Source organism: Bradyrhizobium sp. Ses1 (genome assembly GCF_059512365.1).
The window spans coordinates 55607-79450 of record NZ_JCAMOQ010000032.1 but is presented as its reverse complement, the minus strand read 5'-3'; the positions used below and the strand labels follow the sequence as shown (position 1 = coordinate 79450).

Annotated in this window: 29 protein-coding genes; 20 read left to right on the top strand and 9 right to left on the bottom strand. The window is 62.6% G+C overall.

Features of this window, described 5'->3' with window-relative positions:
- Positions 1-233 precede the first annotated feature (233 nt).
- From AC5ZG5_RS29600 to AC5ZG5_RS29590, 3 genes are all read left to right on the top strand, one after another.
- Positions 234-1742, top strand: a complete 1509-nt coding sequence (locus tag AC5ZG5_RS29600) for a PAS domain-containing hybrid sensor histidine kinase/response regulator family protein (protein WP_456644920.1) — start codon at positions 234-236, stop codon at positions 1740-1742.
- 106 nt (positions 1743-1848) lie between these two features.
- Positions 1849-2010 carry a hypothetical protein gene (locus AC5ZG5_RS29595; protein WP_165435337.1) on the top strand — a complete coding sequence of 54 codons (162 nt, stop codon included), beginning with the start codon at positions 1849-1851 and terminating at the stop codon, positions 2008-2010.
- 102 nt (positions 2011-2112) lie between these two features.
- On the top strand, positions 2113-2556 hold the full coding sequence (locus AC5ZG5_RS29590) for a hypothetical protein (protein ID WP_456644919.1): 444 nt from the start codon (positions 2113-2115) through the stop codon (positions 2554-2556).
- A 118-nt stretch (positions 2557-2674) separates the two neighbouring features.
- On the opposite strand, the gene AC5ZG5_RS29585 is transcribed toward AC5ZG5_RS29590, so the two are convergent.
- The 4 genes from AC5ZG5_RS29585 to AC5ZG5_RS29570 form a co-directional block, all read right to left on the bottom strand.
- A complete protein-coding gene (locus tag AC5ZG5_RS29585; RefSeq protein WP_035691254.1) occupies positions 2675-2902 on the bottom strand; it encodes a DUF6894 family protein in 228 nt (75 codons plus the stop codon).
- 26 nt (positions 2903-2928) lie between these two features.
- Positions 2929-3087, bottom strand: a complete 159-nt coding sequence (locus AC5ZG5_RS29580) for a hypothetical protein (protein ID WP_165435335.1) — start codon at positions 3085-3087, stop codon at positions 2929-2931.
- Between the two features lie 67 nt (positions 3088-3154).
- A complete protein-coding gene (locus AC5ZG5_RS29575; protein WP_456644918.1) occupies positions 3155-3400 on the bottom strand; it encodes a hypothetical protein in 246 nt (81 codons plus the stop codon).
- A 137-nt stretch (positions 3401-3537) separates the two neighbouring features.
- Entirely contained in the window at positions 3538-3792 is a 255-nt protein-coding gene (locus AC5ZG5_RS29570) for a hypothetical protein (protein WP_456644917.1), read from the bottom strand.
- Positions 3793-3870: 78 nt separating this feature from the next.
- On the opposite strand from AC5ZG5_RS29570, the gene AC5ZG5_RS29565 reads away from it, so the two are divergent.
- The gene (locus AC5ZG5_RS29565; RefSeq protein WP_456644916.1) at positions 3871-4059 is read left to right on the top strand and encodes a DUF3072 domain-containing protein; all 189 of its coding nucleotides are present in this window, start codon (positions 3871-3873) and stop codon (positions 4057-4059) included.
- A gap of 86 nt (positions 4060-4145) precedes the next feature.
- Entirely contained in the window at positions 4146-4400 is a 255-nt protein-coding gene (locus AC5ZG5_RS29560; RefSeq protein ID WP_130227524.1) for a hypothetical protein, read from the top strand.
- An 82-nt stretch (positions 4401-4482) separates the two neighbouring features.
- Here AC5ZG5_RS29560 and AC5ZG5_RS29555 read toward each other — a convergent pair whose 3' ends face one another.
- Positions 4483-4740: a hypothetical protein gene (locus tag AC5ZG5_RS29555; RefSeq protein ID WP_456644915.1), complete on the bottom strand. Its 258-nt coding sequence runs from the start codon at positions 4738-4740 to the stop codon at positions 4483-4485.
- Between the two features lie 107 nt (positions 4741-4847).
- Between AC5ZG5_RS29555 and AC5ZG5_RS29550 the strand changes: the two genes are divergently transcribed.
- Positions 4848-6917 (top strand): ATP-dependent helicase, encoded by a 2070-nt coding sequence (locus AC5ZG5_RS29550; RefSeq protein WP_456644914.1) that lies wholly within the window; start codon positions 4848-4850, stop codon positions 6915-6917.
- Positions 6918-7071: 154 nt separating this feature from the next.
- On the opposite strand, the gene AC5ZG5_RS29545 is transcribed toward AC5ZG5_RS29550, so the two are convergent.
- Complete coding sequence (locus AC5ZG5_RS29545) at positions 7072-7350, bottom strand: hypothetical protein (protein ID WP_028166440.1); 279 nt, start codon at positions 7348-7350, stop codon at positions 7072-7074.
- 36 nt (positions 7351-7386) lie between these two features.
- Here AC5ZG5_RS29545 and AC5ZG5_RS29540 point away from each other — a divergent pair, with 36 nt between their 5' ends.
- The 6 genes from AC5ZG5_RS29540 to AC5ZG5_RS29515 all read left to right on the top strand — a co-directional run bounded on the left by AC5ZG5_RS29540 (position 7387) and on the right by AC5ZG5_RS29515 (position 13346).
- On the top strand, positions 7387-8604 hold the full coding sequence (locus AC5ZG5_RS29540; protein WP_456644913.1) for an MFS transporter: 1218 nt from the start codon (positions 7387-7389) through the stop codon (positions 8602-8604).
- An 89-nt stretch (positions 8605-8693) separates the two neighbouring features.
- A complete protein-coding gene (locus tag AC5ZG5_RS29535) occupies positions 8694-9425 on the top strand; it encodes a DUF3750 domain-containing protein (protein WP_456644912.1) in 732 nt (243 codons plus the stop codon).
- A gap of 70 nt (positions 9426-9495) precedes the next feature.
- Complete coding sequence (locus AC5ZG5_RS29530; protein WP_208826692.1) at positions 9496-10128, top strand: DsbA family protein; 633 nt, start codon at positions 9496-9498, stop codon at positions 10126-10128.
- A 191-nt stretch (positions 10129-10319) separates the two neighbouring features.
- Entirely contained in the window at positions 10320-11726 is a 1407-nt protein-coding gene (locus tag AC5ZG5_RS29525) for an MFS transporter (protein WP_028166443.1), read from the top strand.
- A gap of 13 nt (positions 11727-11739) precedes the next feature.
- Positions 11740-12927: an acyl-CoA dehydrogenase family protein gene (locus tag AC5ZG5_RS29520; RefSeq protein ID WP_456644911.1), complete on the top strand. Its 1188-nt coding sequence runs from the start codon at positions 11740-11742 to the stop codon at positions 12925-12927.
- A 17-nt stretch (positions 12928-12944) separates the two neighbouring features.
- A complete protein-coding gene (locus tag AC5ZG5_RS29515) occupies positions 12945-13346 on the top strand; it encodes a VOC family protein (protein WP_456644910.1) in 402 nt (133 codons plus the stop codon).
- Positions 13347-13617: 271 nt separating this feature from the next.
- Here the strand turns inward: AC5ZG5_RS29515 and AC5ZG5_RS29510 are convergent, their stop codons facing one another.
- Positions 13618-14343 (bottom strand): Spy/CpxP family protein refolding chaperone, encoded by a 726-nt coding sequence (locus tag AC5ZG5_RS29510; protein ID WP_456644909.1) that lies wholly within the window; start codon positions 14341-14343, stop codon positions 13618-13620.
- Positions 14344-14691: 348 nt separating this feature from the next.
- Here AC5ZG5_RS29510 and AC5ZG5_RS29505 point away from each other — a divergent pair, with 348 nt between their 5' ends.
- Positions 14692-16032 (top strand): ABC transporter substrate-binding protein, encoded by a 1341-nt coding sequence (locus AC5ZG5_RS29505; RefSeq protein ID WP_028166447.1) that lies wholly within the window; start codon positions 14692-14694, stop codon positions 16030-16032.
- Here the strand turns inward: AC5ZG5_RS29505 and AC5ZG5_RS29500 are convergent.
- A complete protein-coding gene (locus AC5ZG5_RS29500; RefSeq protein ID WP_456644908.1) occupies positions 16019-16159 on the bottom strand; it encodes a hypothetical protein in 141 nt (46 codons plus the stop codon). The genes AC5ZG5_RS29505 and AC5ZG5_RS29500 overlap by 14 nt on opposite strands.
- On the opposite strand from AC5ZG5_RS29500, the gene AC5ZG5_RS29495 reads away from it, so the two are divergent.
- The 6 genes from AC5ZG5_RS29495 (at position 16158) to AC5ZG5_RS29470 (ending at position 22241) form a co-directional block, all read left to right on the top strand.
- Positions 16158-17096: a carbohydrate ABC transporter permease gene (locus tag AC5ZG5_RS29495; protein WP_456644907.1), complete on the top strand. Its 939-nt coding sequence runs from the start codon at positions 16158-16160 to the stop codon at positions 17094-17096. The two genes, AC5ZG5_RS29500 and AC5ZG5_RS29495, sit on opposite strands and share 2 nt — an antisense overlap.
- On the top strand, positions 17096-18010 hold the full coding sequence (locus tag AC5ZG5_RS29490) for a carbohydrate ABC transporter permease (protein ID WP_028166449.1): 915 nt from the start codon (positions 17096-17098) through the stop codon (positions 18008-18010). The genes AC5ZG5_RS29495 and AC5ZG5_RS29490 overlap by 1 nt, the downstream gene beginning before the upstream one ends.
- Before the next feature lie 4 nt (positions 18011-18014).
- A complete protein-coding gene (locus AC5ZG5_RS29485) occupies positions 18015-19115 on the top strand; it encodes an ABC transporter ATP-binding protein (protein WP_456644906.1) in 1101 nt (366 codons plus the stop codon).
- A 33-nt stretch (positions 19116-19148) separates the two neighbouring features.
- Positions 19149-20138 (top strand): hydroxyacid dehydrogenase, encoded by a 990-nt coding sequence (locus AC5ZG5_RS29480; protein WP_456644905.1) that lies wholly within the window; start codon positions 19149-19151, stop codon positions 20136-20138.
- Between the two features lie 158 nt (positions 20139-20296).
- Positions 20297-21721 (top strand): amidase, encoded by a 1425-nt coding sequence (locus tag AC5ZG5_RS29475; RefSeq protein WP_456644904.1) that lies wholly within the window; start codon positions 20297-20299, stop codon positions 21719-21721.
- 103 nt (positions 21722-21824) lie between these two features.
- A complete protein-coding gene (locus tag AC5ZG5_RS29470) occupies positions 21825-22241 on the top strand; it encodes a hypothetical protein (protein WP_456644903.1) in 417 nt (138 codons plus the stop codon).
- Between the two features lie 135 nt (positions 22242-22376).
- Here the strand turns inward: AC5ZG5_RS29470 and AC5ZG5_RS29465 are convergent, their stop codons facing one another.
- On the bottom strand, positions 22377-22895 hold the full coding sequence (locus AC5ZG5_RS29465) for a DUF1993 domain-containing protein (RefSeq protein WP_283813282.1): 519 nt from the start codon (positions 22893-22895) through the stop codon (positions 22377-22379).
- 92 nt (positions 22896-22987) lie between these two features.
- Between AC5ZG5_RS29465 and AC5ZG5_RS29460 the strand changes: the two genes are divergently transcribed.
- The gene (locus AC5ZG5_RS29460) at positions 22988-23770 is read left to right on the top strand and encodes a transporter substrate-binding domain-containing protein (RefSeq protein WP_456644902.1); all 783 of its coding nucleotides are present in this window, start codon (positions 22988-22990) and stop codon (positions 23768-23770) included.
- Positions 23771-23844 lie beyond the last annotated feature (74 nt).

Here is a 23844-nt window from a genome sequence, read left to right as displayed (position 1 = left end):
TTCGAAGTTCCGGACCATCGGATGCATAAGACGGATAGGTTGCGATCTAATCAAGACCGAAAAAATGAGCGATAACACGCGGAGACAGCGGAACGATACCAATGAGAGATCTGACGGAAGGTTCCGGGTCCTCGGGAACTTTTTTGCGACTGCTCAGCAAGCTGTTAGACCAAGCCTAAAGCGGGAACGAAGGTCGCACTTTGGCGTTTGCTGTCGGCGGGGCAGGATTTCATATGGCCAAGAAGACCAAACAGCTCGAACGGGACTATTTCGAGAGCGAGCGCAATTTCCGTCTTCTGGTCAAGGCCGTCACCGACTACGCCCTTTACATGCTGAGCCCACAGGGCATCGTCGTGAACTGGAATGCCGGTGGCGAGCGAATCAAGGGCTATTCATCCGAGGAAATCATCGGCCAGCACTTCTCGCGTTTTTATACCCCGGCGGATCGGGCGGCGGGCAAGCCAGCACGGGCGTTGAAGATCGCCGAGGAGACCGGCCACTACGAGGAGGAAGGCTGGCGCGTCTGCAAGGATGGCTCCTTCTTCTGGGCGAGCGTTGTGATCGACCCGATTCGCGACCGCTCCGGCCGCCTGATCGGCTTTGCCAAGATCACCCGCGACATCACGGAGCGACGCGAAGCGCAGCTCAAGCTGGAGCAGATACAGCGACAGCTTGCGGAATCCCAGAAGATGGACGCGCTCGGCCAACTGACCGGCGGTGTCGCGCACGACTTCAACAATCTCTTGATGATCGTCTCAGGCAATCTGCATAAAATCAAAAAGGAGCTAACAAGCGTGAAGGCCCTGGGCGCACTGAGCGCGATCGAGAACGCTACTCAACGTGCCGCGTCCCTGACGAGCCAGCTCCTCAGCTTCGCCCGACGACAGAGCGTCAATCCGCGGACCATCGACGTCGATCGCCAGATCATGTCGGTGCGCGAGGTGTTGGCAAGTGCCCTCGGCAGCATGGTGACGTTGCAGATCGATATCCAGCCCAACGTCTGGCCGGTCTTCCTCGATCCCACCGAGTTCGAAACCGCCCTCCTCAACCTTGTCATCAACGCCCGCGATGCGATGCCGGAAGGCGGCACCGTCACCATCTCGGCGCGCAATGATCTGGACAAGGATCAGGTTCTGATTTCAGTCGAGGATACCGGCGCGGGCATTCCACAAGATGTGCTCAGCAAGGTGTTCGATCCCTTTTTCACGACCAAGCCCATCGGCAAGGGAACTGGCCTCGGCCTCTCCCAAGTGCATGGCTTCGTCCACCAAGCCGGCGGGACGATCGAGATCGAAAGCGCGCTTGGCACGGGCACCAAGGTCCGTCTCCGCTTGCCCCGCAGCAGCGCGGCCGTGCATCACGAACAGGGGAGCTTGAACAAGCAAGCCTCCGCGACCGTTCTGCTGGTCGAGGACAATCCCGCTGTGGCCGACGCAAGTACCGGGCTGCTCGAGCAACTCGGCTACACCGTCCGCTGGGTGCCTAACGCCGAGACGGCGCTGCAAGAGATCGAGGCTGACGATGTCGACCTCGTATTCAGCGACATCATCATGCCCGGCAAGATGGACGGACTGAAGCTGGCGCGCGAGATCAGAGAGCGAAATCCGACGCTGCCAGTCCTGCTCACGACCGGTTATTCCGATTCCGTCAAGCACGTCAGGATGGATTTTCCAATCCTCCGCAAGCCCTACCAGCTTCACGAGCTCAGCCGTGAGCTGTCCAAGCTGACCGGGCACGACTGACCCCCGCGGCGCGGGTCGCCATTTCTTGCGGCTCGCAGGAACCTGCCCGCCCCCAGATCTGTTGTTGCGGCAGCCATGGGAAATGCCGCTGGAGCATTGATGGCCAATGACCACCCGCAGGAGACCGCCGAAACGCAGCAAGCTCGCGCACGGGAGGGATTTGGCGGCATGCCGTCCGCTCGTGCTCGACGATTCCAGCTCCGATGAATTGCTGGACGATTGGATGGTCGCCTATCCGGGCACCGAGTTGGTCACGTCGGCGGCCTGATCTGAAGCCTTGGCGACCCCATCAACCGGCCTGACTCGTGGACGGCCAGCTTCCCCGGACGAGCCGGACCCGTTCGATGCGCCCGCATTGCTCGCAGCGATATTGAATGACGTCCTTGCCGTCCTCGCCCGGCGCGCTCCGCTCGAGCCGCATTGTCTTCCTGCAGATGACGCAGGAAATCAGTGTGAGCAGCGGGTTGCGATCGTCATTCATCGTTCCCGTCCGACACAAAACTCACCGAAGTTAACCTATGTGGCGGTTGCGGCGGCTGAAATGGGCCATGTTATCACTATTCGATGTAGTTATTATCGATGGCCGCCGGGGGCCGAGCTTATGGAACGTAAGCGATCTCCATTGGAGCGACAGGCGGCCGACGCGCTGCGCCGCGCACGCCGGCTCCCCGTCGGCGCCGACCGCAACGATCTTCGCCAGCTTGCAGTCGGACTGCTCTTGCTGCACCGCCGTGGCATGGACGCCCTGCTGGAAGGTCGCCTCCACGGGTTTTCCCGGCTGAACCGGCCTCTTTCCGAAACAATCGTCGATTGACATTCCAAGGACGGGAGCATCGGGCCGACGCGGCGCAACACTCGCTGCGCTATTCCGGTTGCCAAAGACCGGCCATCTGCTCGGCCGCGGTTCACCGAGCAGATCGACCTGGTTCGCGTCAGCCGCTCTTTTCGGCGGTATCGATACTTTCACGATGAATCTCGATGCCGGCATCATCAAGCACCACGACCGCATAACCTTTGCCGAGATATTCCTGCCCGCTCTCAGCGAGATCGATCGCAAGCCGCTTGGCGTGCACGAGCGCCTGGTCGCGGTCACCCACCGGTCGTCCGATGGCATCGAGCGCCCGATCGTGGTCAACAATCCAGAAGTGATAGCGGGTCATCGGTATGCTCGTGGCTGCGACCGCCTTCAGCTGGTATTGCTCTCCCGCCACTTTTCGAGGTCAGGTTTCGGATCGCCGGATCGCTGCTCCTTCTCCGGCTTCTCCTTCCACGGTTTGTCGGTCTGCTTGTGCGAACCCCAGTCGGTCTGCTGCCGGGGATCATCGAGTGGCGTTTCCTTGCTCATGCGACACCTCCTGGAGGAAGCAAGCGCAAGCGCTAAATCTGTTCCTAACGCGGACACTCCGCCGCGGTCACGTCGCAGGTTCGAGCTCTCGCCCGACCAGCATCGCGCGCCCGTGCTTGAAGCGCCGATAGTCGTCGATCGCCCTGTTCGCCAGCAGAAGGCGCCGCCGCTCTCCCCGTCGCACCATCAGTTCGATATCGTCGACCAGAAAGCGGCTCGCGACTGCGCCATCGTCAAGCTCGCCGGCGCGCTCGAGAAAGTCCCAGGCGATCTGCACCGAATCTTCGATCAATATGGGCAAGGGCTCAGTCATGGTCTCCTTGCGGTGAAAACGCGCGGAGACGACGTCCGTTCCTGGTTGGAAGCGGGCGGGAGCACATCGTGCTGTGCTGTCGCGCAACTGCCCGCCTATCTATCCGCAAACGCGGCTAGCGAGGCTGGTTGGCGCGCTCAATCCTTCTTCGGTCGCACAACCGGCTGGCGTTTCAGGTGCTCTCTGACGTCGGGCAGCCGTTCGCTGCCGCCGGCAGCTTTCCACTGATCGATCAGCTCAGTCATCTCCGAGCGCATGGCAAGCAGCCGGCGCGCCGCCTCCGTGCAATCGTGATCGTGATTGACCTGATCGCGGACCACGCCCTCGGCGACGATCATCTCGTCCCGTAGCGCACTGATCTTGCGACGGATTTCATTAATTCTATTATCCATGGCTTGTTAGAACAAAAATAGAACATAAAGTCAAGTCACGGATTTGAGACTACGAGGCAGCGGACCATGAGGACACCGGTGGCGAAATATGGCGGGGTACGCGAGCGCGCCAGTGCTCAAATGACCCGCGCTCAGGCATTGCGATTGAAGGGTCTTGCGGAAGAGGCCTACCAGCCCAGGCAATACGCGGCGGATCTGAGCTTTGAAGAAGCCGGGCGGCGTATTCAGGCGCTCGAGGCGGAAATCGCGCTGGCGGATTCCTTCTAGCCGATGCTGGCAGCCCCTCGCCTCCTGTTAACAAATGATATAGCCGGGTGACTTAAGCGTCGGTTGGTCGTTGCCCGGAGCGTCTCTTGCTGGATATCGAAAGGAATTCGCCGCTCCCGTTCCCGCTTGCGTTGAGGGACGGGCGGACGATCGCGACCGTTGGCGACGTGGCGGATTTCTTTTCATCACTCACTGAGGATCAGCGCGAACGCGTTCACTGGCGAACGGCGATCCTGATGCTGAACAATGCCATGAAGGAATCGCGCTATCTGAAGATCGCCGCCATCAACCTGCGCTCCGCGCTCGCCTATGACCGCTTGCTGGCGGAGGACGCGCTGTGACCGTGTTCGTAGGGGCGTGGCCGAATCGCGGCTCTCTGCGGCAATCCGGGGTGGCCTTGGAGACCAGGCGCCCCGTTTCCTGTCAGAGCAGTTTTGCGCGCACGAACAGCGCGCGCAGCGCATTAGTCGCCGGGATCGCCAGCATCGCGTTGTCGGCGGCTTTCTCCAGCGCGCTGACCGCCTCGTCGTGCAGCGTGCGGAATTCCATCCACTCCACCGAGTTCAGATTGGTGATGAAGCGATAGGCCTGGCCGACGGTCGCAATCGTGACGGTCTCGCCGTTCAGCTTGATCTTGAACGTCGCCTTCAGCGGTGTGTCGGAACTCGATACGTCAGCCATGACGCGGTTGTGCAACGGGCGTAGCCAAAGTCAATCTAATTCTATCTCCCGCCCTGGACCTTCATCCCCACAGGCCCGATCTCTGTTAGCTTTCTCCGGGGTGATTCGTGCTCGCGGACAGCAAAGACACATATCTGGATGCGCTCAATCCTGCGCAACGGCGCGCCGTCGAGCACGGCGTCGGGCCGGATGGAACCATTGGCGCGCCGCTTCTGGTGATCGCCGGCGCCGGATCAGGCAAGACCAACACGTTGGCCCACCGCGTTGCGCATCTGATCGTCAGCGGTGCTGACCCACGCCGCATCCTCCTGATGACCTTCTCGCGCCGCGCGGCGGCGGAAATGACCAAGCGCGTCGAACGGATCGCCCGCCGCGTGCTCGGCGACAACGCGGGCGTGATGACCGATGCGCTCACTTGGTCCGGCACCTTTCACGGCATCGGCGCGCGGCTACTCCGGGAATATTCCGAGCGGATCGGGCTCGATCCTGCCTTCACCATCCATGACCGCGAGGATTCCGCCGACCTCATCAACCTCGTCCGGCACGATCTCGGCTTCTCCAAAACCGAGAGCCGCTTCCCGACCAAGGGCACTTGCCTTGCGATCTATTCCCGCTGCGTCAATTCCGAGACGCCGATCGAGAGCGTGCTCGGCATGTTCTATCCCTGGTGCTCGGGCTGGGCGGATGAACTGAAGCGCCTGTTTGCTGCTTATGTCGACGCCAAGCAGCAACAGAACGTACTCGATTATGACGACCTCCTGCTCTATTGGGCGCAGATGGTGACCGACGCCGCGCTTGCCGACGAGATCGGTGGCCGCTTCGACCACGTCATGGTCGACGAATACCAAGACACCAACCGTCTGCAATCATCGATCCTGCTCGCACTGAAACCCGGAGGGAGCGGGCTTACGGTCGTGGGCGACGACGCGCAGTCGATCTATTCGTTCCGCGCCGCCACTGTCCGCAACATCCTGGATTTTCCGGATCAGTTTACGCCGAGGGCGGAGCTCATCACGCTCGATCGCAACTATCGCTCGACCGAGCCGATCCTATCGGCCGCAAACGGCGTGATTGCGCTGGCCAAGGAGCGCTTCACGAAGAATCTCTGGACCGAGCGGACATCGTCGCGCAGGCCACAGCTCGTCGCCGTCCGCGACGAGGCCGATCAGGCGCGCTACATCGTCGAGCAGGTCCTGGCGAACCGCGAGGAAGGCGCGTTGCTCAAGCACCAGGCGGTCTTGTTTCGCACCTCCTCGCATAGCGGTCCGCTGGAAGTCGAACTCACCCGCCGCAACATTCCCTTCGTGAAGTTCGGCGGCCTGAAATTCCTCGACGCCGCCCATGTCAAGGACATGCTGGCGTTGTTGCGCTTCGTGGAGAATCCGCGCGACCGCGTCGCCGGTTTCCGCATCCTGCATTTGCTGCCGGGCGTCGGGCCAAGCTCGGCGCAGCGGGTGCTCGAACGCATGGCCGAGGCTGCCGACCCGATTGCCGCACTCTGCACCTTGCCCTCGCCGCCGCGCGCTGGCGAAGATTGGAAGGGATTTGTCCGCGCGATCGAGAACCTCCGCTATTCCGAGTGGCCCGTCGATATCGAGCGGGCACGGCTGTGGTACGAGCCGCATCTCGACCGCATCCACGAGGACGCCGAGGTCCGCCGCGCGGATTTGATCCAGCTCGAACAGATCGCAAGCGGCTATCCGTCGCGCGAGCGCTTCCTGACCGAGCTCACGCTCGATCCGCCGGATGCGACCAGCGACCAGGCCGGCCCGCCTTTGCTCGACGAGGACTATCTGATCCTCTCGACGATCCATTCCGCCAAAGGACAGGAATGGAAGTCGGTCTTCGTGCTCAACGTCGTCGACGGCTGCATGCCCTCGGATCTCGGCGCCGGGACCAGCGCCGAGCTGGAAGAGGAACGCCGCCTGCTCTACGTCGCCATGACCCGCGCCAAGGATGATCTGCACCTGATCCTGCCGCAGCGCTTCTTCGTGCACGGCCAGAGCGCCAAAGGCGACCGGCACATGTACGCCTCGCGCACGCGTTTCATCCCGGAGAGGCTGGTGCCGCTGTTCGAGCGCACCACCTGGCCGATTGCGCGTCCGGCGACCGCCGCGCCGGCAGATCGTGCAGCGCCGGTCGACATCCGCGCCAAGATGCGCGGGATGTGGCGCTAGCTGCGACGGCGATCGGGAACGATCGCTACCGCGCCACGTTGATGCGTTGATGCCAGGTGCAAAAACTTTTGCGATGGCCCGTGGCGGATGCTGAAGCCGCGTCAGAGCCGTCGTCCGATGAGCAGTCGTGAAAACCTTCCCGTGTGCCGTGCTGTTACTTTCTCGCGAAGATCTGCTTGAGGTAGCAGAGTCCATCGTAAGTCAGCCGCGTCTCGCGGGTCTCGCCCTTTGCCACTTCGCCTTCCAGGAACGTCTCGAGCTCCGGAAGCGCGCGCTCGAACTTCTCCGTGATGCCCATCATCACGCAGGTTTCCTTGATGCGTTCGATCGGTTTTTCGAGAACGTCGATTTGAACCATCGCCTTCAAATTCATGATCCAGCGCTTTGTTCCGACCGCTGCGGTGGAAGCCCGCCGTCGGTCTTGGAGAATCATCTGGTGATCGCTTAACCGGCCGAGAGTCTACTTGTCATGCGTGTCAGCAAGAAGAATGAGCGATCGGACAAGGCGGCGCGGCTGTGGCCCCTGCTCGCTCTGAACTTCTTCATGGCCGACATGCAGTCCGGAATCGGGCCGTTCGTCGGCGTCTTCCTGCAGGCGCATGGCTGGGCGAGCGGCTGGATTGGGACCGCGATGACGATAGGCAACGTCGCGGGCATGCTGATCACGACGCCGATCGGCGGCTTCATCGATGCAAGCCGGCACAAGCGCGCCTGGGTGATCGTGCCGGGCGTCGCCGTTGTCACCGCCTCGGCCCTCATTCTGCTGTCGCAAAACTTCTGGGCCGTCGCCGCATCGCAAATCGCAACCTCGCTTGCCGGCGCCGCCATCGTTCCCGCCGTCACCGGCATCACGCTTGGCATCGTGAGGCAGAAGGGCTTCAACCGGCAGAACGGCCGCAACCAGGCCTTCAACCATGCCGGCAACATGGTCGGCGCGGCCGTATCGGGCTATCTCGGTTGGAAATACGGCTACACGGCCGTGTTCCTGCTGGCGGCGCTCTTCGGCGCCATTGCGATCGCATGCGTTCTTCTGATCCCTGCCGACGCCATCGACAACAGGGCTGCGCGTGGCACCAAAGAGGATGATCCGGAGAGCCAGCCAAGCGGCTTCACGGTGCTGGCCAGGCACAAGGCGCTGCTCGTCCTCGCATTGGCATTGGCGGCCTTCCATCTCGGCAATGCCGCGATCCTTCCGCTGTATGGGTTGGCGGCGGTTGCCGACGGCTTTGCCAAGGGGCCGGATTTCGTGGCGACCACGATTGTGATCGCGCAGGCCGTCATGATCGTGACCTCGATCGTCGGCATGCGCGCGGCGGAAAACCGCAGCTATTGGCCGGTGCTGCTCGCGTCCTTCCTGGCACTGCCGCTGCGCGGCATCCTCGCGTTCTTCCTCACGGGCTGGTGGGGCGTAGTGCCCGTGCAAATTCTCGACGGCATCGGCGCCGGCCTGCAGAGTGTCGCGGTCCCGGGAATGGTCGCCCGCTCGCTGAACGGGACCGGCCGTATCAACCTCGGACAGGGCGCGGTGATCACCGTTCAAGGCATCGGCGCTTCGCTCAGCCCCGCGCTCGGCGGCTGGATCGCGCAATGGATCGGGTATGCGCCGACATTCGTCCTGCTCGGCGCACTCGGCCTGGTCTCGGTCGCGCTGTGGGTCGGCTTCGCCCCCGAGATGAAGAAATATTGATGCCCGCTGGCCCGCTCTGGTTCCGGCGGACCGGAATGACTAGATCGACATGACCACCCTTCCGCCGATGTCCCTCTGTGAAGAAATCCGTGGTCATTCTCGTCCTGCTGATTGTCGTTCCGCTTGCCTTTTCGACGGTCGCCTATTTGCTAGGAGACAGGCGCGTCGATTGGCAGACGGCCGACCGATCGAGCGCCGGCCTGCTGCCGAAAGCCTCCGAGCATCCGCCCGCCGTCGTCCGAGTTTATGCTGCGCGCACCGTGCGCTGGCGCGGGATTTTTGCGGTCCACACCTGGATCGTGGTCAAGGAACAGGATGCGCCGCGCTACAGCCGCTATGACTACACGGCGTGGGGGCAACCGATCCGGGTCGACGGCTTCGAGGCCGACGGCCGATGGTTCGGTGCCGTGCCGGAAGCAATCGTCAGCGTGGACGGCGCGAACGCCGAGCCGCTGATCCCGAAGATCCGGGCTGTCATCGAGAATTACAGGTTTCGCGACTATGGCGATTACAGCGCCTGGCCGGGCCCGAACTCGAACACGTTTGTTCAGGCGGCACTCGACGCCGTGCCGGAACTGCAAGCGGTGCTACCGCCGACGGCGATCGGCAAGGACTATCCTTACCGGGGCGAGTGGTACGGCGTCACCGCGTCGCGCACCGGTGTCTTCGCTACATTGGGCGGTTATCTCGGTCTGACGATCGGCTGGATCGAAGGGATCGAGCTGAACTTGTTCGGCGGAGTCCTTGGCATCGATATCCGTCGCCCTGCCCTGAAGTTCCCGGGCGTCGGCCGGCTCGGCCTGCCGCTTGCCCGGTCATAGCTGGCTGCCGGGCTGGTTGTCAGAAGAAGCTATTCACTCGCGGAGTATCTCGTTGCCTGTTCTCAGTCATATGACCAGCGCCGCCTTGGGGTTCATTGTCCTGCTTGCTTTCCTTGGTCCGCCGACAGATCGGGAGGCAAAGGCACAAAGCGCGACCGCTGCAGCCGTCGCCAAGCCCGTATCATTACCCGACATCGCAATCGGCTCACCGAAGGCGCCAGTAACGATCGTCGAATATGCCTCGATGAGCTGTCCGCATTGCGCAGCGTTCGGCGAGAATGTCTTTCCGATGCTGCGTTCGAAATATATCGACACCGGCAAGGTCCGGTTCGTGTTTCGCGAATTCCCGCTCGACATCAAGGCCGCAGCCGCCTCGATGTTGGTGCGCTGCATCGGCAAGGACGATGCCGAAAAGCACTTCGCCGTCATTGAGACAATGTTCAAGCAGCAGGCCCGCCTGATGGATCAAACAAAGGAAACGCTGTTTCTGGTCGGCAAGCTGAACGGGATGAGCGAGCAGGACGTCGAAACCTGCGAGACCGACCAAGCGCTGCTCGACAAGATCGCCGCCGACCAGCGCTACGCAATGGAGACGCTCAAGGTCGACGCCACGCCAACCTTCTTCGTCAATGGCGAACAATGGAAAGGCGCGATGTCCTACGAAGAGCTGGACGCGAAGCTCAAGACCCTGCTCAAGCGCTAGAACGCCCCGCTCTCGCACATGCGATTGTGCAGAGCGGCATGCATCGCCTCATCGTCACAACGCAGATGTGCCCCGCGCGCTGGTGGGCTTGCCGTTCGCCGCGGCCCGAGGATAGCTTCGCTGACCATAGGCGGGGCGATGGGCGCGACGCCCGCTTGAATCAAAATGAACAGGCGCCAAGGGGAAACGCCATGTTCGAGATTCTCGATCGCCGGAGGAGTCTGACCGGCAACCAGATCAAGATCCTTTCGGCTGCCATCATCGGCGACGCGCTGGAATTCTTCGATTACTTCCTGATCGGCTTCGTGCTCGCCTTCCTGATTGGGCCGTGGAAGCTCACCTTCGGACAGTCGGCGACGGTCCTGATGAGCTCCGGCATCGGCGCCATCATCGGAGCCTATGTCTGGGGCTGGCTCGCCGACCGGGTCGGCCGCCGGATCGTATTCATCGGCACCGTACTCAACTTCTCGATCGCCACGGGCCTTCTGTACTTTACCCCCGATAACGGCTGGATCTATCTCGCGGTGCTGCGCTTCTTCGTCGGCACCGGCGTCGGCGGGCTCTATTGCGTGGACCTGCCGCTGGTGCAGGAGTTCGTACCCTCGCACAAGCGCGGCTGGGTCGGCGGCCTCGTCACCTGCGTGATCCCGCTCGGCGTCGGGCTCGGCGCCGTCCTTGGGGCGTTCATGGGCTCCGACCAGTGGCGGCTGATGTTTGCGATCGGCGTGCTGCCGTCCCTGCTCGTGCTGCTGGTCCGGCTCTGGGTTCCCGAGAGCCCGCGCTGGCTGTGCCGCCAGGGCCGCTACGAGGAAGCGCGCAAGTCGCTCGCCTGGGCGCTACAAGTGGAGCCGTCCTCCCTCCCGCTGCCGACGGCGGCCGATGCCGGCCCGGTGATCAAGACGAGCTGGCTTGATCTCTTCAAATATCCGCGCAGCCTGATCGTCTCCTGGCTCGGCAATGCGGGCGCGCAGACCGGCGTTTACGGCATCACCCTGTGGGCGCCGGCGCTGTTCGTACTGCTTCTGAAGGTGACGCCGCAGGAAGCTGCCAAGATGATGATCCTGCTCAGTGTGTCGGGCTTCCTCGGCCGCATCTCTTTTTCCTTTCTCTCGGAGCTCCTGGGACGGCGGACCTCCGGCGGGCTGCTCGGTTTCGGCGCGGGCGCGCTGACGATCATCGCGGGCTATCATTACGACGCGACGCTGTTCGGCGTCTCCGCGTTCTGGCTGCTGTTGACCCTGGCATTCTTCTTCGCCGACGGCGGCTTTGCCATTGTCGGGCCTTATGCGGCGGAGGTCTGGCCCTCGCATCTGCGCACCACCGGCATGGGCTCGGCCTATGGCTTCGGCGGCATCGGCAAGATCATCGGTCCGGTCGGTCTTGCGCTGATCGTCGGCTCCAGCAACTACCTGAAGCCTGATGTGCCGCTGACGCAAATCCCGACCGCCTTCGTCTATCTCGGATGCTGGTTCCTGATGGCGGGCGCCGTCTATTACTTCCTTGGCATCGAGACCAGGGGCAAATCGATCGAACAGATCGATCGCGAGCTGACGGGCGAAGCCGACGTAGCGGCGACCGCGTCGGTTCGGCAAGCCTGAGGAGCTTTGAACGATGATCGCGACATCTGCCGAACTTGCGGGCGATCCGGCCGTGATCGCCCGCGCGAAAGCGGTCCAGCCGCTGGTCGCAGCGGCCGCAAACGAAATCGAGCAAACGCGCCGGTTGCCGCCGGCGCTGCTCGACCAGCTCCATGACCACAGGCTGTTTCGCCTGTTGCTGCCGCGGTCGTCGCAGGGGATCGAGACCGATCCCCTCACCTTCTTCCATGTCATGGAGACCATCGCGCAGGCCGACGCCTCGACGGCGTGGTGTCTGAGCCAGGCCGGCGGTTGCGCGATGGCGGCTGCCTATCTCGATTTGCCGGTCGCGCATGCGGTGTTCGGCGATCCCCGCGCGGTGCTGGCCTGGGGTCCCGGCCCAAGGGTGAAGGCAGTCGAATGCGCAGGTGGCTACCGCGTCACCGGCGTCTGGTCGTTCGCTTCCGGCGGGCGACACGCCACCTGGCTCGGCGCGCATTGCCCGGTCTATGCGGCTGACGGCTCGCCGAAACGCGACGCCACTGGCGCGCAGATCGAGCGCACCATGCTGGTGCGGACCGAGGACGTCGAATGGACCGACATCTGGAACACGGTCGGCCTGCGCGGCACCGCCAGCGACCAGTTCACGCTGAACGACTTCTTCGTCCGCGCGGACCATTCGATCACCCGCGAGTTCGAGCGCGAGCGCCGCGAGGCCGGCCCGCTCTACCGAATGGGGTCAGGCACCTGCTACCAGGTCGGCTTTGCCGGCGTCGCTTGCGGCATCGCCCGCGGTGCGCTCGACAATTTCGTCGACGTGGCACGCAACAAGGTGCCGCGCGGCGCCAAGAGCCCGCTGCGCGACAATGCGGTGGTGCAGTCCGGCCTGGCCCTGGCCGAAGTCCATCTGCGTTCCGCGCGCGGCTTCGTGCTGCAATCGATGGCCGACATCTGGAAGGACCTCGTCGCCGGCAACGACATCACTGTCGAGCAGCGGATCACCATCCGCATGGCCGCCACCCACGCCATCCACAAGGCGTGCGAGGCCGTCGACTTCGCCTACAATGCCGCGGGAGCAACCGCGATCTTCGACGGCCATCCGCTCGAGCGCCGCTTCCGCGACATCCACACCGTGACCCAGCAACTGCAGGGCCGACTCAGCCATTTCGAAACCGTCGGCGCCTGGATGATGGGCGCAGATTGCGACCTCACCTTCGTTTAGTTTCCAAGGAGAACACCATGCCGCTCGGCCGACTGCAGCATTACACGATCGAACCGCAGGACCTCGAAAAGACCAAGAACTTCTATTGCGACGTGCTGGGTCTTGAGAATGGCGAGCGGCCGCCGCTCGATTTCCCCGGCTACTGGCTTTATTCCGGCGGCGTCGCCACCGTGCATCTGATGGGCACCCGCAAGCCGCGCGAGGGCATCGTGGTCCGCGGCACCGAGAAGACATACGAAGACACCGGCCGGCTCGACCACATCGCCTTTGCCGCGACCGACATCGATGGCGTGCGCAGGCGCCTTCGGGAACACAACATCCAGTTCCGCGAAAGCATCGTGCCACGCACCGGCGACACCCAGTTCTTCTTCTACGACCCGGACGGGGTCGCTGTGGAACTCAACTTCGCCAAGGCTTAGAAAAAAAGGCTTCCCGGCGATAAGTTCCGTGCGCGATTCGTCGGCCAGCCCGAGCTGGCCGATGCCATTTTGTAACGCCGCGCCAACGGGTTCCCGACAAGACCTTCAATCAGCCATAAGTCAGGCGTGAATCAGTCGAGGTTTCTTCAACTTTGCATGACGTTTGGAGAGGCCGCGCCGCTGCGGCAGAATAGCCGGGTGCCGCGCCTTCAACCTACCCCAGGGCATGGTTACCCGGCTATTCGTGGCGGCGGTCGAAGTGCCCTCCCACTTAGTCCAGCCCCCGCTCGTGGCTTAGGCGGACCATTTCGTTGATGAAGATCTGCTTCTGCTTGTCGTCGAGGCTCGCATAAAGCGGCTCGGCGGCATCGGCGACGTTGCGCTGGTCGACGGCGCGGTCGTTGAGGAACTGGGCCTCATTGCGCATCTGCTCCACGATATCGTCCGGCGGGTCGCGCTTGGCGCGGGCAATGCGCAGATTCACGCGATCGGCGCCGTTATGACCGAGATAGTGCATCGCACTATTGAAGCCCGCCCAATACTTCTCCTGCTCGGGTGTGAGGTTCAGCTCCTTCTTGATCCGCTCGATGTTGGCGTCGCTGGTGGCGACGATTTGTTCGGCGGTGAGCTGCGGCACGCCCGCCTGGGTCAGCATCTGCGGCTGCTTGGCGGCTTTGTCCTTGGCGGCCTTCGCGGCCTTGCTGTTCTTGGCTGGAGCGCCTTGCCTGTCCGCTGGCGCCGGGTTGCTGTTGGGGTTGGTGCCGGTGAGCACGCCGGTCACCCCCGTGACCACGCCAACCACACCTCCAATTGCGCCGCCCAAGACGCCACCGACCGGCCCGGCAGCCTTGTTGCCTTCACGAGCCCCCTGCTGGACGCCCTGGATCAAGCCCTGCGCCTCCGCGCGCGGGGAGGCATTGAAGGACAGGATGGCAGCCGCCGCCAGCGCGGCGCAGAGCCTCAAGCGCGCACGCTGCTTCGATACCAAGCTTGGCATTATCGGAGTCTCCATGATCGATCGTGATCGCGGCTGAAGCGCCGCCGATCCCCGGACTTTATCGTTCTCCCCGCAAGCAGGTCTACCTGTCGCGTCCCTTCACTCGCGTGCGCCGCAAAAAACGCCCTGCGGCAGGCATAGCGCAAAGATTAACAGATCCGATTGCCTGCCATTTGCACACAACGTTAGTTCTACGAAAGCATTCACCTGATTTCTCGACAGGCGCCGACAATTCTGCTCTGATCTCCAACGAGGAAATCGCCCCGCCGCCTCGAATGCGGCGAGCCAAAAAAACAAAAACGAGATTTCGCAAGTCTTTGACCGTCGGCTCACCAGGGAGGGAACGCCATGTCACGGAAGAAGCTGTCTCGACGAGAATTTGTTGCGGCTACAGCGCTGTCATCGGCAGCGCTGGTTACGGCTCCTTACATCCGCGGCGCCTATGCCGCGGGCACGCTCTCGATTGGTTTCTGGGATCACTGGGTGCCCGGAGCCAACAAGGCTTCGACCGAGCTCGTCAATGAATGGGCGGCGAAAGAAAAGGTCGAAGTGACGATCGATTACATCCCGAGCCAAGGCAATAAGAACCTGCTGACGATCGCCGCCGAAGCCCAGGCGAAGTCCGGTCATGACATTCTGCAGATGCCCACCTGGTGGCCCCATGCGCACGCCGAACTGCTCGAGCCCGTCAACGACATCATGGACCAGCTCGTCAAGCAGAACGGCAAGGTCAACGGAACGGTCAATTATCTGGGGCAAGCCAACGGCAAGTGGCTCGGCGTTCCCGCCAGCGTCGGCAGCCAGATCAAGGGCCCCTGCTCGCGCATCGATCTGATGAAGAAACATGCCGGCATCGATGTGCAGGAAATGTATCCGGCAGGTTCGCCGCCCAAAGATGAGAACTGGACATTGGACACGTTCCTGAAGGCGGCCGAAGCCTGCCACAAGGCCGGCGTTCCCTTCGGCATTGGCCTCGGCGAGACCAGCGACAATGTCGACACCGCGGGCGCGATCTTCCAGTCCTACGGCGCCGAGCTCGTCGATGCCAAGGGCAACCTGACCGTGAAGACCGATGCGGTGCGGCAGTCGCTCGAATTCTACAAGAAGCTGATCGCGTTCCTGCCGCCGGATGTGTCGGCATGGGACGACGCTTCCAACAACAAGTGGCTGGTCTCGGGCAAGGGGGCGATGATCATGAATCCGCCCAGCGCCTGGGCCGTCGCCAAACGCGACGCGCCGCAGATCGCCGAACAGTGCTGGACGCACGGCTTCCCGGCCGGACCGAAAGGCCGCTTTGCGCCCTATCTGCCTTTCTTCTGGAACATCTGGGCGTTCTCGAAGAACAAGGCAGCCGCCAAGAGCCTCCTGGTCCACCTGTCGCAGCCGGCATCGGTCGAGAAGATGGTGGTGGCGAGCGGCGGCTATGACCTGCCCGCCTATGAGAATCTGACCAAGCTGAAGGTGTGGGAGGAGGAAGGCCCCCCGAAGGGCACTCTCTTCAGCTATCCGGACCCCTACCATAGGCAAACGCTGTCGATCGCGGCCTCGCCGGCGCCGCCCAAGGTCGCGCAGCAAATCTATGCGCAGGCAACCCTAACCAAGATGTGCCTGCGTTTTGCCCAGGGCGAAGCGATGGAAAAGACGCTCGCCTGGGCCGAAGGCGAGTGTGAAGGCTTCATGCGGAGCTGAGAGCGAACGTGTCCTCGCGGTGGCCGTAACCGGCCGCCGCGGCGCGGACCGTCACCGCTGTTGGCGGCATCAGGTCCGACGTTCCGGATTCTCCGTTGGAATAACTCTCGCGAGGAAGATCGATCATGGCCGATGTCGCCCTTCACCCGAACCGTGTCCAGGCAACAAAAGCCACACGGAGGCGCAACGGTTTACACAATGCGCTGAGGCGCAAGTCGACGGTCGCGTTCCTGATGACGCTGCCGCTGATCCTCCTCGTCGCGGCGTTCGTCATCTATCCCGCGCTCTACTCCCTGCATCTGGCGACGCTGAACAAGTCGATGACGAAATTCATCGGCCTCGGCAATTTCGAGTTCCTGTTCAAGCGCGACACGTTCTGGCTGGTCGTGAAGCAGTCCTGCATCTTCGCGATTTCGGCCGTGATCTTCAAAGCGTTGATCGGCTTCATCGTCGCGCATTTCGTGCACAACGTTCCCGCCAACAAGCAGCGCAGATGGCGCGGCATGTTGCTGGTGCCGTGGGTGATCCCACCGGCGATGAGCACGCTCGCCTGGCTGTGGCTGTTTGATCCCTCCTATAGCGCCTTCAATTATACACTGTCCTTCTTCGGCATCGGGCCGATCCCATGGACCGGCGATGCGAATTGGGCACGTTTCTCCGTCATCCTCGTCAACGTCTGGTATGGCGCGCCCTTCTTCATGATCATGTATCTGGCGGCGCTGAAATCGGTGCCCGAGCAGCTCTATGAGGCGGCCGCGATCGATGGCGCCAATTGGTGGCAGCGCATCTGGTACGTGACGCTTCCGATGATGCGCAACATCATCGCGATCACGACGCTGTTCTCGCTGATCGTCACCTTCGCCAATTTCGATATCGTCCGCATCCTCACCGCCGGCGGCCCGCTCGACCACACCCACATCTTCGCGACCTGGGCGTTCCGGGTCGGCATCGAGGGCAGCGACATTCCGCTTGGCGCCAGCGTCTCGCTGTTCATGGTGCCGATCCTCGCGGTGGCGGCGATCTTCATCCTGCGCGATATCTCCAAGCGGGGGAACGAAGCCTGATGAGCACAATCACGATCGACAAGGCCGGACCGACCCGTAAGGTCAAGAAATACGGCAGCATCAGCCGCGACCGCGCCTGGGCGCTGCGCTGGTCGTACTTCTTCCTGGTGCTGTTCGCGATCTTCTCGCTGACACCGCCGCTCTATATGCTCATCACTTCGCTGAAGAGCAGCGCCGAGATCTCGGCGGCGACCAATCCATGGTGGGTATATCATCCGACGCTTGAGAACTATATCGGGCTGCTGACATCGAACCAGTTCCTGCGCTTCTTCTGGAATTCGGCCTGGGTCTCGATCATCGTCGTCACCATCACCATGCTGATCAGCGTGCCCGCGGCGTTCGCGCTGGCACGGATGAAGTTCTGGGGTTCGGCAACGCTCGCGACCGGCGTGTTCCTGACCTACCTTATTCCGGACACGCTGCTCTTCATCCCGCTGTTCAAGATGTTCGTCCTGATCGGCGACTGGACCGGCATCCAGCTCATCAACCGCTGGTACGTGCTGCTCTTCATCTATCCGACGCTGACGGTGCCGTTCTGCACCTGGATCATGATCGGCTACTTCGCCTCGATCCCGAAGGAGCTCGATGAGGCCGCGATCATCGACGGCGCGTCCTGGTTCCAGACGCTGACGCGGATCTTCATTCCGGTCGCGCTACCCGGCCTGATCGCGGCGACGATCTTCGCCTTCACGGTCTCCTGGGCCCAGTTCCTCTATCCCCTGGTGTTCACGACCTCGACCGACCAGCTCGTGCTCCCGGTCGGCATCATCACCACCCTGATCAAGGGCGACGTGTTCAACTGGGGACAGATCATGACCGGGGCGCTGCTCGGCGCCGCGCCGCCGCTGATCATCTACGCCTTCCTGATGGACTATTACATTGCCGGCCTGACCGCCGGCGCGACAAAGGGTTGAACTCATGGCCGAAGTTTCGCTGCGGAAAGTCGTGAAGCGCTATGACGAAGTCGAAGCGGTGCGCGGCATCGATCTCGACATCGCCGACCATGAGTTCGTGGTGCTGGTCGGTCCATCCGGCTGCGGCAAGTCGACCACGCTGCGGATGATCGCGGGGCTGGAAGACATCTCGGACGGCGATATCACAATCGGCGGCGACATCGTCAACGACGTGCCGCCGAAGGACCGCGACATCGCGATGGTGTTCCAGAACTACGCGCTCTATCCGCATATGACGGTGGCCGAGAACATGTCGTTCGGGCTGCGGCTGAAGCACTATCCCAAAGCCGAGATCAAGAGCCGGGTCGCGGAAGCGGCCCGCATGCTCGACATCACCGACCTGATCGACCGCAAGCCGAAGCAGCTCTCCGGCGGTCAGCGTCAGCGCGTCGCCATGGGTCGCGCCATCGTGCGTAATCCCAAGGTGTTCCTGTTCGACGAACCCTTGTCCAACCTCGACGCCAAATTGCGCGTGCAGATGCGGATCGAGATCAAGAAGGTGCACCAGAAGGTCCGCACCACCACGGTGTACGTGACCCACGACCAGGTCGAGGCCATGACGCTCGCCGACCGGGTGGTGGTGATGAACCACGGCCGCATCGAGCAGATCGGCACGCCGAATGAGCTCTACCACAAGCCGGCGACCCGCTTCGTCGCCAGCTTCATCGGCTCGCCCGCGATGAACTTCATGCCCTGCCGGCTCGAGGATGTCGACGGCCGGCTGCATCTGCGCCTGACCGACCGCCTCGCCTTTCCGGTGCCGCCGGCACGTTCCGCCCGCTACCAGGCGGTGCCGCGCACCGAGAGGCTCCTGCTCGGAATCAGGCCGGAACACATCGCCGAGGCCCGACCGCATCTGCACCCGGGAGTCGAGCCGTTCGAGGCCGTGCTCGACGTCACCGAGCCGATGGGCATGGAGACTCTGGTCTATTTCACCCTCGAGGACACCCCGATCTGCGGCCGGGTCAATCCCAACGCCGGCGCGCAGGATGGTGCCCCGCTCCGTTTGGCTGTGGACCTCAACAACATGCATTTGCTAAACGAGGTGACCGGCGTCGTCCTTTGACGACGCAATTCACGTACTAGCCAAGGGCAGGAAATGGCCACCAACAAGAAGAAGATTTTTGTCACTCAGACACTCTCATCGGGAGCACGGGCTCTCCTCAACGAACGGGACGACGTCGAACTCGTCGAATTTCCCAACCTGATCTCCGCCAGGGATTTCGCGGCCTTGCTGAAGCAGCATGCGCCGGTCCATGGTGTCGCACTTGGCCCCACCCCATTCGGCGAGCCGGAGCTCGAGGCGTCCGGAGACATGCAGGTGGTGACGCGGATCGGCGTCGGTTACGACGCAGTCGACGTCCCTGCGCTCTCGCGCCGCAAGGTACCGCTGATGGTGGCAGGCACGGCGAACTCGCCGTCAGTGGCCGAACAGGCCCTGTTCATGATGCTGACGCTGGCCAAGCGCGCACAGGAAATGCATGCCGTGGTCAAGGACGGCACTTGGGCGAACCGGCTCGGCGTGCTGCCCTTCGATCTCTATGGCAAGACCGTATTGATCGTCGGCTTTGGCCGCATCGGCACCCGCACCGCCAAACGGTGCCTGGCGATGGAAATGCAGGTGCTGGTTTACGATCCCTACAAGCCGGCCAGCGAAATCGCGGCCGCCGGCTGCGAGGCGGTGCCGGATCTCGACGCGGCACTGCCGCGTGTTGATTTCGTCACCATCCATTGCCCGAAGACGCCGGAAACGATCGGCATGTTCAACGCGGCGCGCTTCAGACTCATGAAGCCGACCGCCTATCTCATCAACACCGCCCGCGGCGGCATCGTCGATGAGAAGGCACTGCACGATGCGCTGGTATCGGGCAGGCTTGCCGGCGCCGGCCTTGACGTGTTCGAGCAGGAGCCGCCGCCGGTCGGCCAGCCCCTCCACAGCCTGCCGAACGTGATCATGGCCCCACACGTTGCCGGGGTCACGGTCGAAGCCGTCGACCGGATGAGCAAGCAGACCGCACGCAACATCCTGAGCGTCCTTGACGGCGCGCCGTTGCGGCAGAACGTCATCAACCAGGACGTGCTAAACTAATCCGATAAAACCGTCTATCTTCGGGCGGGCCGACAAGGATCGGCCCGTCATCAGCGCATGACCTGTGGATACCACTTCTTCCGAAAGGTCATTGCTCCAGCAAGAGGATAGAGACGAATGCGCGCCCGAAGATGCGCCGTTCGCTCTAGGTGTGGAATATGGCTTTCAAGGAATTCGGCAATTACGACGCGGTGGGCCTCGCCGAGCTGGTCCGCAACAAGCAGGTCAGCCCGCGCGAACTGCTCGACGAAGCGATCGCCCGCACGGCCAAGGTTGACCCGCAGATCAATGCCGTCGTCGTCAAGCACTACAATTATGCCGAGCAGCAGATCGACAAAGGGCTGCCGGACGGACCCTTCACGGGGGTGCCGTTCCTTCTGAAAGACCTCGACCTCCTGCAGGGAACGCGCACGACCTCCGGCGCCAGCGTTAACAGGGATTTCGTCGCGGACCACAGCAGCACCCTCACCCAGCGCTTCATCGACACCGGCGTGACCATCTTCGGCAAGACCGCGAGCCCCGAATTCGGGCTGATGCCGACCACGGAGACGCGTCTGTTCGGGCCGACCTGCAATCCCTGGAATCTCGCGCATTCTTCCGGCGGTTCCTCAGGTGGCGCCGCCGCCGTTGTCGCAGCACGCATCCTGCCCGTGGCACATGCCAGCGATGGCGGCGGCTCGATCCGCATCCCCGCTTCTGCCTGCGGGGTGTTCGGCATGAAGCCGAGTCGGGCCCGCAATCCGGTCGGTCCCGATCGTGGCGAGGGCTGGGGCGGCTTTTCGACCGCGCATGTCGTCAGCATCAGTGTGCGCGACAGCGCCGTGATGATGGACGCGATCCACGGTCCGGAGCCGTGGAGCCTCTATGTCGCGCCGCCCCCGGCGCGGCCGTTCTCGCAGGAAGTCAGCCGCGATCCCGGCCAGCTTCGCATCTCCTTCACGGACAAATCGCCCAATGGGGAGGCGATCGACCCCGAGGTCGCCGCAGCCGTCCGCGACACCGCAAAACTGCTCGCCGGCCTCGGCCATCATGTCGAGGAGCGCGCCCCCACACTTCCAGCGGATCCCTCCACGGTGATGACGACGATTGTCAGCGGCAACACCGCGGTCGCCGTGCGAGCGATCGAGCAGCGCATCGGCCGCACCGTGACGGGCGACGACCTGGAAGTCCTGTCGCTGGCAAGCGCCCACAACGGACAAAATATCACGTCGGCGGACTACATCGCCGCGCAGCTCGCGGCGTTCCAGATCTCGCGCAGCCTCGCGATCTTCTTCGAGGGCTGCGACGTGTTCCTCAGTCCGACGCTGTGCACGCCGCCGATCCGGCTCGGCGAGATCAACACCATGTCGGAAGACCTGGCACAGATCGGGCCGATCCTGCGGCGCTACATGCCGGGTACCTCGATGTTCAACATGTCCGGCCAGCCTGCGATGTCGGTGCCGCTGGCCTGGAGCAAGGACGGTCTGCCGTTCGGCATGATGTTCGCCGCCAGGCTCGGCGACGAGGCAACGCTGTTCCGCCTGGCCGGCCAGCTCGAGCAGGTACGGCCCTGGAAGGACAAGCGTCCGCCGGTATGTGCGTAAGGGGAAAACTGCAGCAGGGCCAAAACTCAGCCTCATTCCGGGGTTGAGTAGATGGGAAGTGTCGGCAACCATCTTTGCCGACCAACCCCTAAGGAAAGAGATTTTGAGCCAGAGCGATCCTACCGATAATGCGCTTGCCGCCATCGCCAGCATTTTGGACGAGCAGCACGCGCCCGCGCCGATCGAGAAGCCGCAGGCCGAGCCGGGGGCGGTCGAAGAGCAGCCCGCGAGCCCGCTGCCGCAGGAGGCCCATGGCTATTCGAAAGTCGGGCCCGGCCCGATGGCCGCCCTCCGCTTCAAGTGGACGGTTCGCGAGCAGGATGGCCAGTACTATGTCGACGAGACCATCGGCGAGAATTCGAAGCCCCTGGTCAGCGGCCCGATGGATCGGGAGGCCGCGATCAGGTTCGTGGATGACCGCGAGGCCGACGCACGTCACCGCTTCGAGGTCTTGAAGCAGGAAATGGCCAGCCGCGCCGCCGTCGCCAGCCTGGTCCGGGAGGAAGGCGGCGAGATCTAGCTTCCGCATCGAGATCATGATCCGATTAGACGAAATCGGATCATGATCTCGTCTCCTTGTTTGAGCATGATCTCCGCGCAAACGCTTCGCGTTTGTCGCGAGCGAAAACCGGTCTCCACTTTTTCGGATCATGCTCTACGCCGGTCTTGGCGGCCCCAGGAAATCCTTCTTGACGAGATCGACGCCGGCGTGACGCAGGATGTCGTAGGCGGTCGTGACGTGAAAGAAGAACTGCGGCACGCTGAAGCCGAGCAGCAGCGACCGCCCGGTGAACGCGCGCTGCGCGCCGCTCTTGAAGGTGAACACTACCTCCTTGTCACCGGCCTCGTCGATCGCAGCACGCGGCAGGCTTTGGACGAAATCGATCGTGGCTGCGATCCTGAGCTTGAGCTCATCAAGATCAGGCTCGATGTCGCCGAAGCTGAGCGGCTCGTGCCCGGCCAGCAGCGCACAACAGGCGATCGCATGGCGATTGGCCTCGCCCACCTGCTGCTTGAGACTGTACATGTTCGGATAGAGCCGCATGCCGAGCAGCACGGCAGGATCGATGTTTCGCGCCCTTGCGTAGGCGGACGCGTGATCGAGCAGCCCGGAAAGATTGCGAAGATATGGCATGAACACGCCGACCGATGCTTCGTAAACTGAGATTGTCACGATTTGACTTCCTTTGACTGGCTCGACACGCTCATTCCATCTAAAGCCGTGGCAACAGATTATCGTCGAGGCAATCGATGGAGGAAACTTTGATGATGCGCGCATTCGTCGGCCTTGCGGCTGCCACGTTGATGATAGCTTCCGCGCGTGCTCAGCCAGCGGCGTCGCCTTCGCGGCTCGACGACATCATCCAGCGCGGGACGTTGCGTGTGGGCATGACCGGCGACTATGCGCCGTTTAGTTTTGTTGACCGGACGACGCCCGGCTTCAGGGGATTCGAGGTCGACATGGCGGAAGCGCTCGGCAAGGCGCTCGGCGTCAGGGTCGAATATGTCAAAACGGCCTGGCCGCAGATGACGAAGGATTTGGAAGCCGACCGCTTCGACATTGCGATGAGCGGCATCTCGATCACGCTGGAGCGCCAGAAGAAAGGCTTCTTCTCGATCCCGATCATGCGCGAAGGCAAGACGCCGATCACCCGCTGCACCGATATCAACAAATACCAGACGCTTGCCGAAATCGACCATGCCGGCACGCGCGTCATCGTCAATCCCGGCGGCACCAACGAGCGCTTTGCGCGGGCGCATGTGAAGAACGCCGAGATCAAGGTCTTCGATGACAATACCAGGATCTTCGACGAGATTGCCAAGGGCGATGCCGACCTGATGATGACGGATGCGTCCGAGACGCGCTACCAGCAGAAACTCCACCCCGGCGTGCTCTGCGCGGTGCATCCCGATCACCCGTTCGACTTTGCGGAAAAGGCCTACTGGCTGCAGCGCGACGTCGCGCTGAAGTTGTTCGTGGATCAATGGCTGGACATCGCAATGAAGGACGGTACCTTCAAGCGCGTTTATGCTGCCTGGTTTGAATGATCCGACCGGACTGCAAGTTTGACCACGAGGCGAGCCCTAACTAGACTGTCGGTCAGCCGTTTGAACCAAAGCTG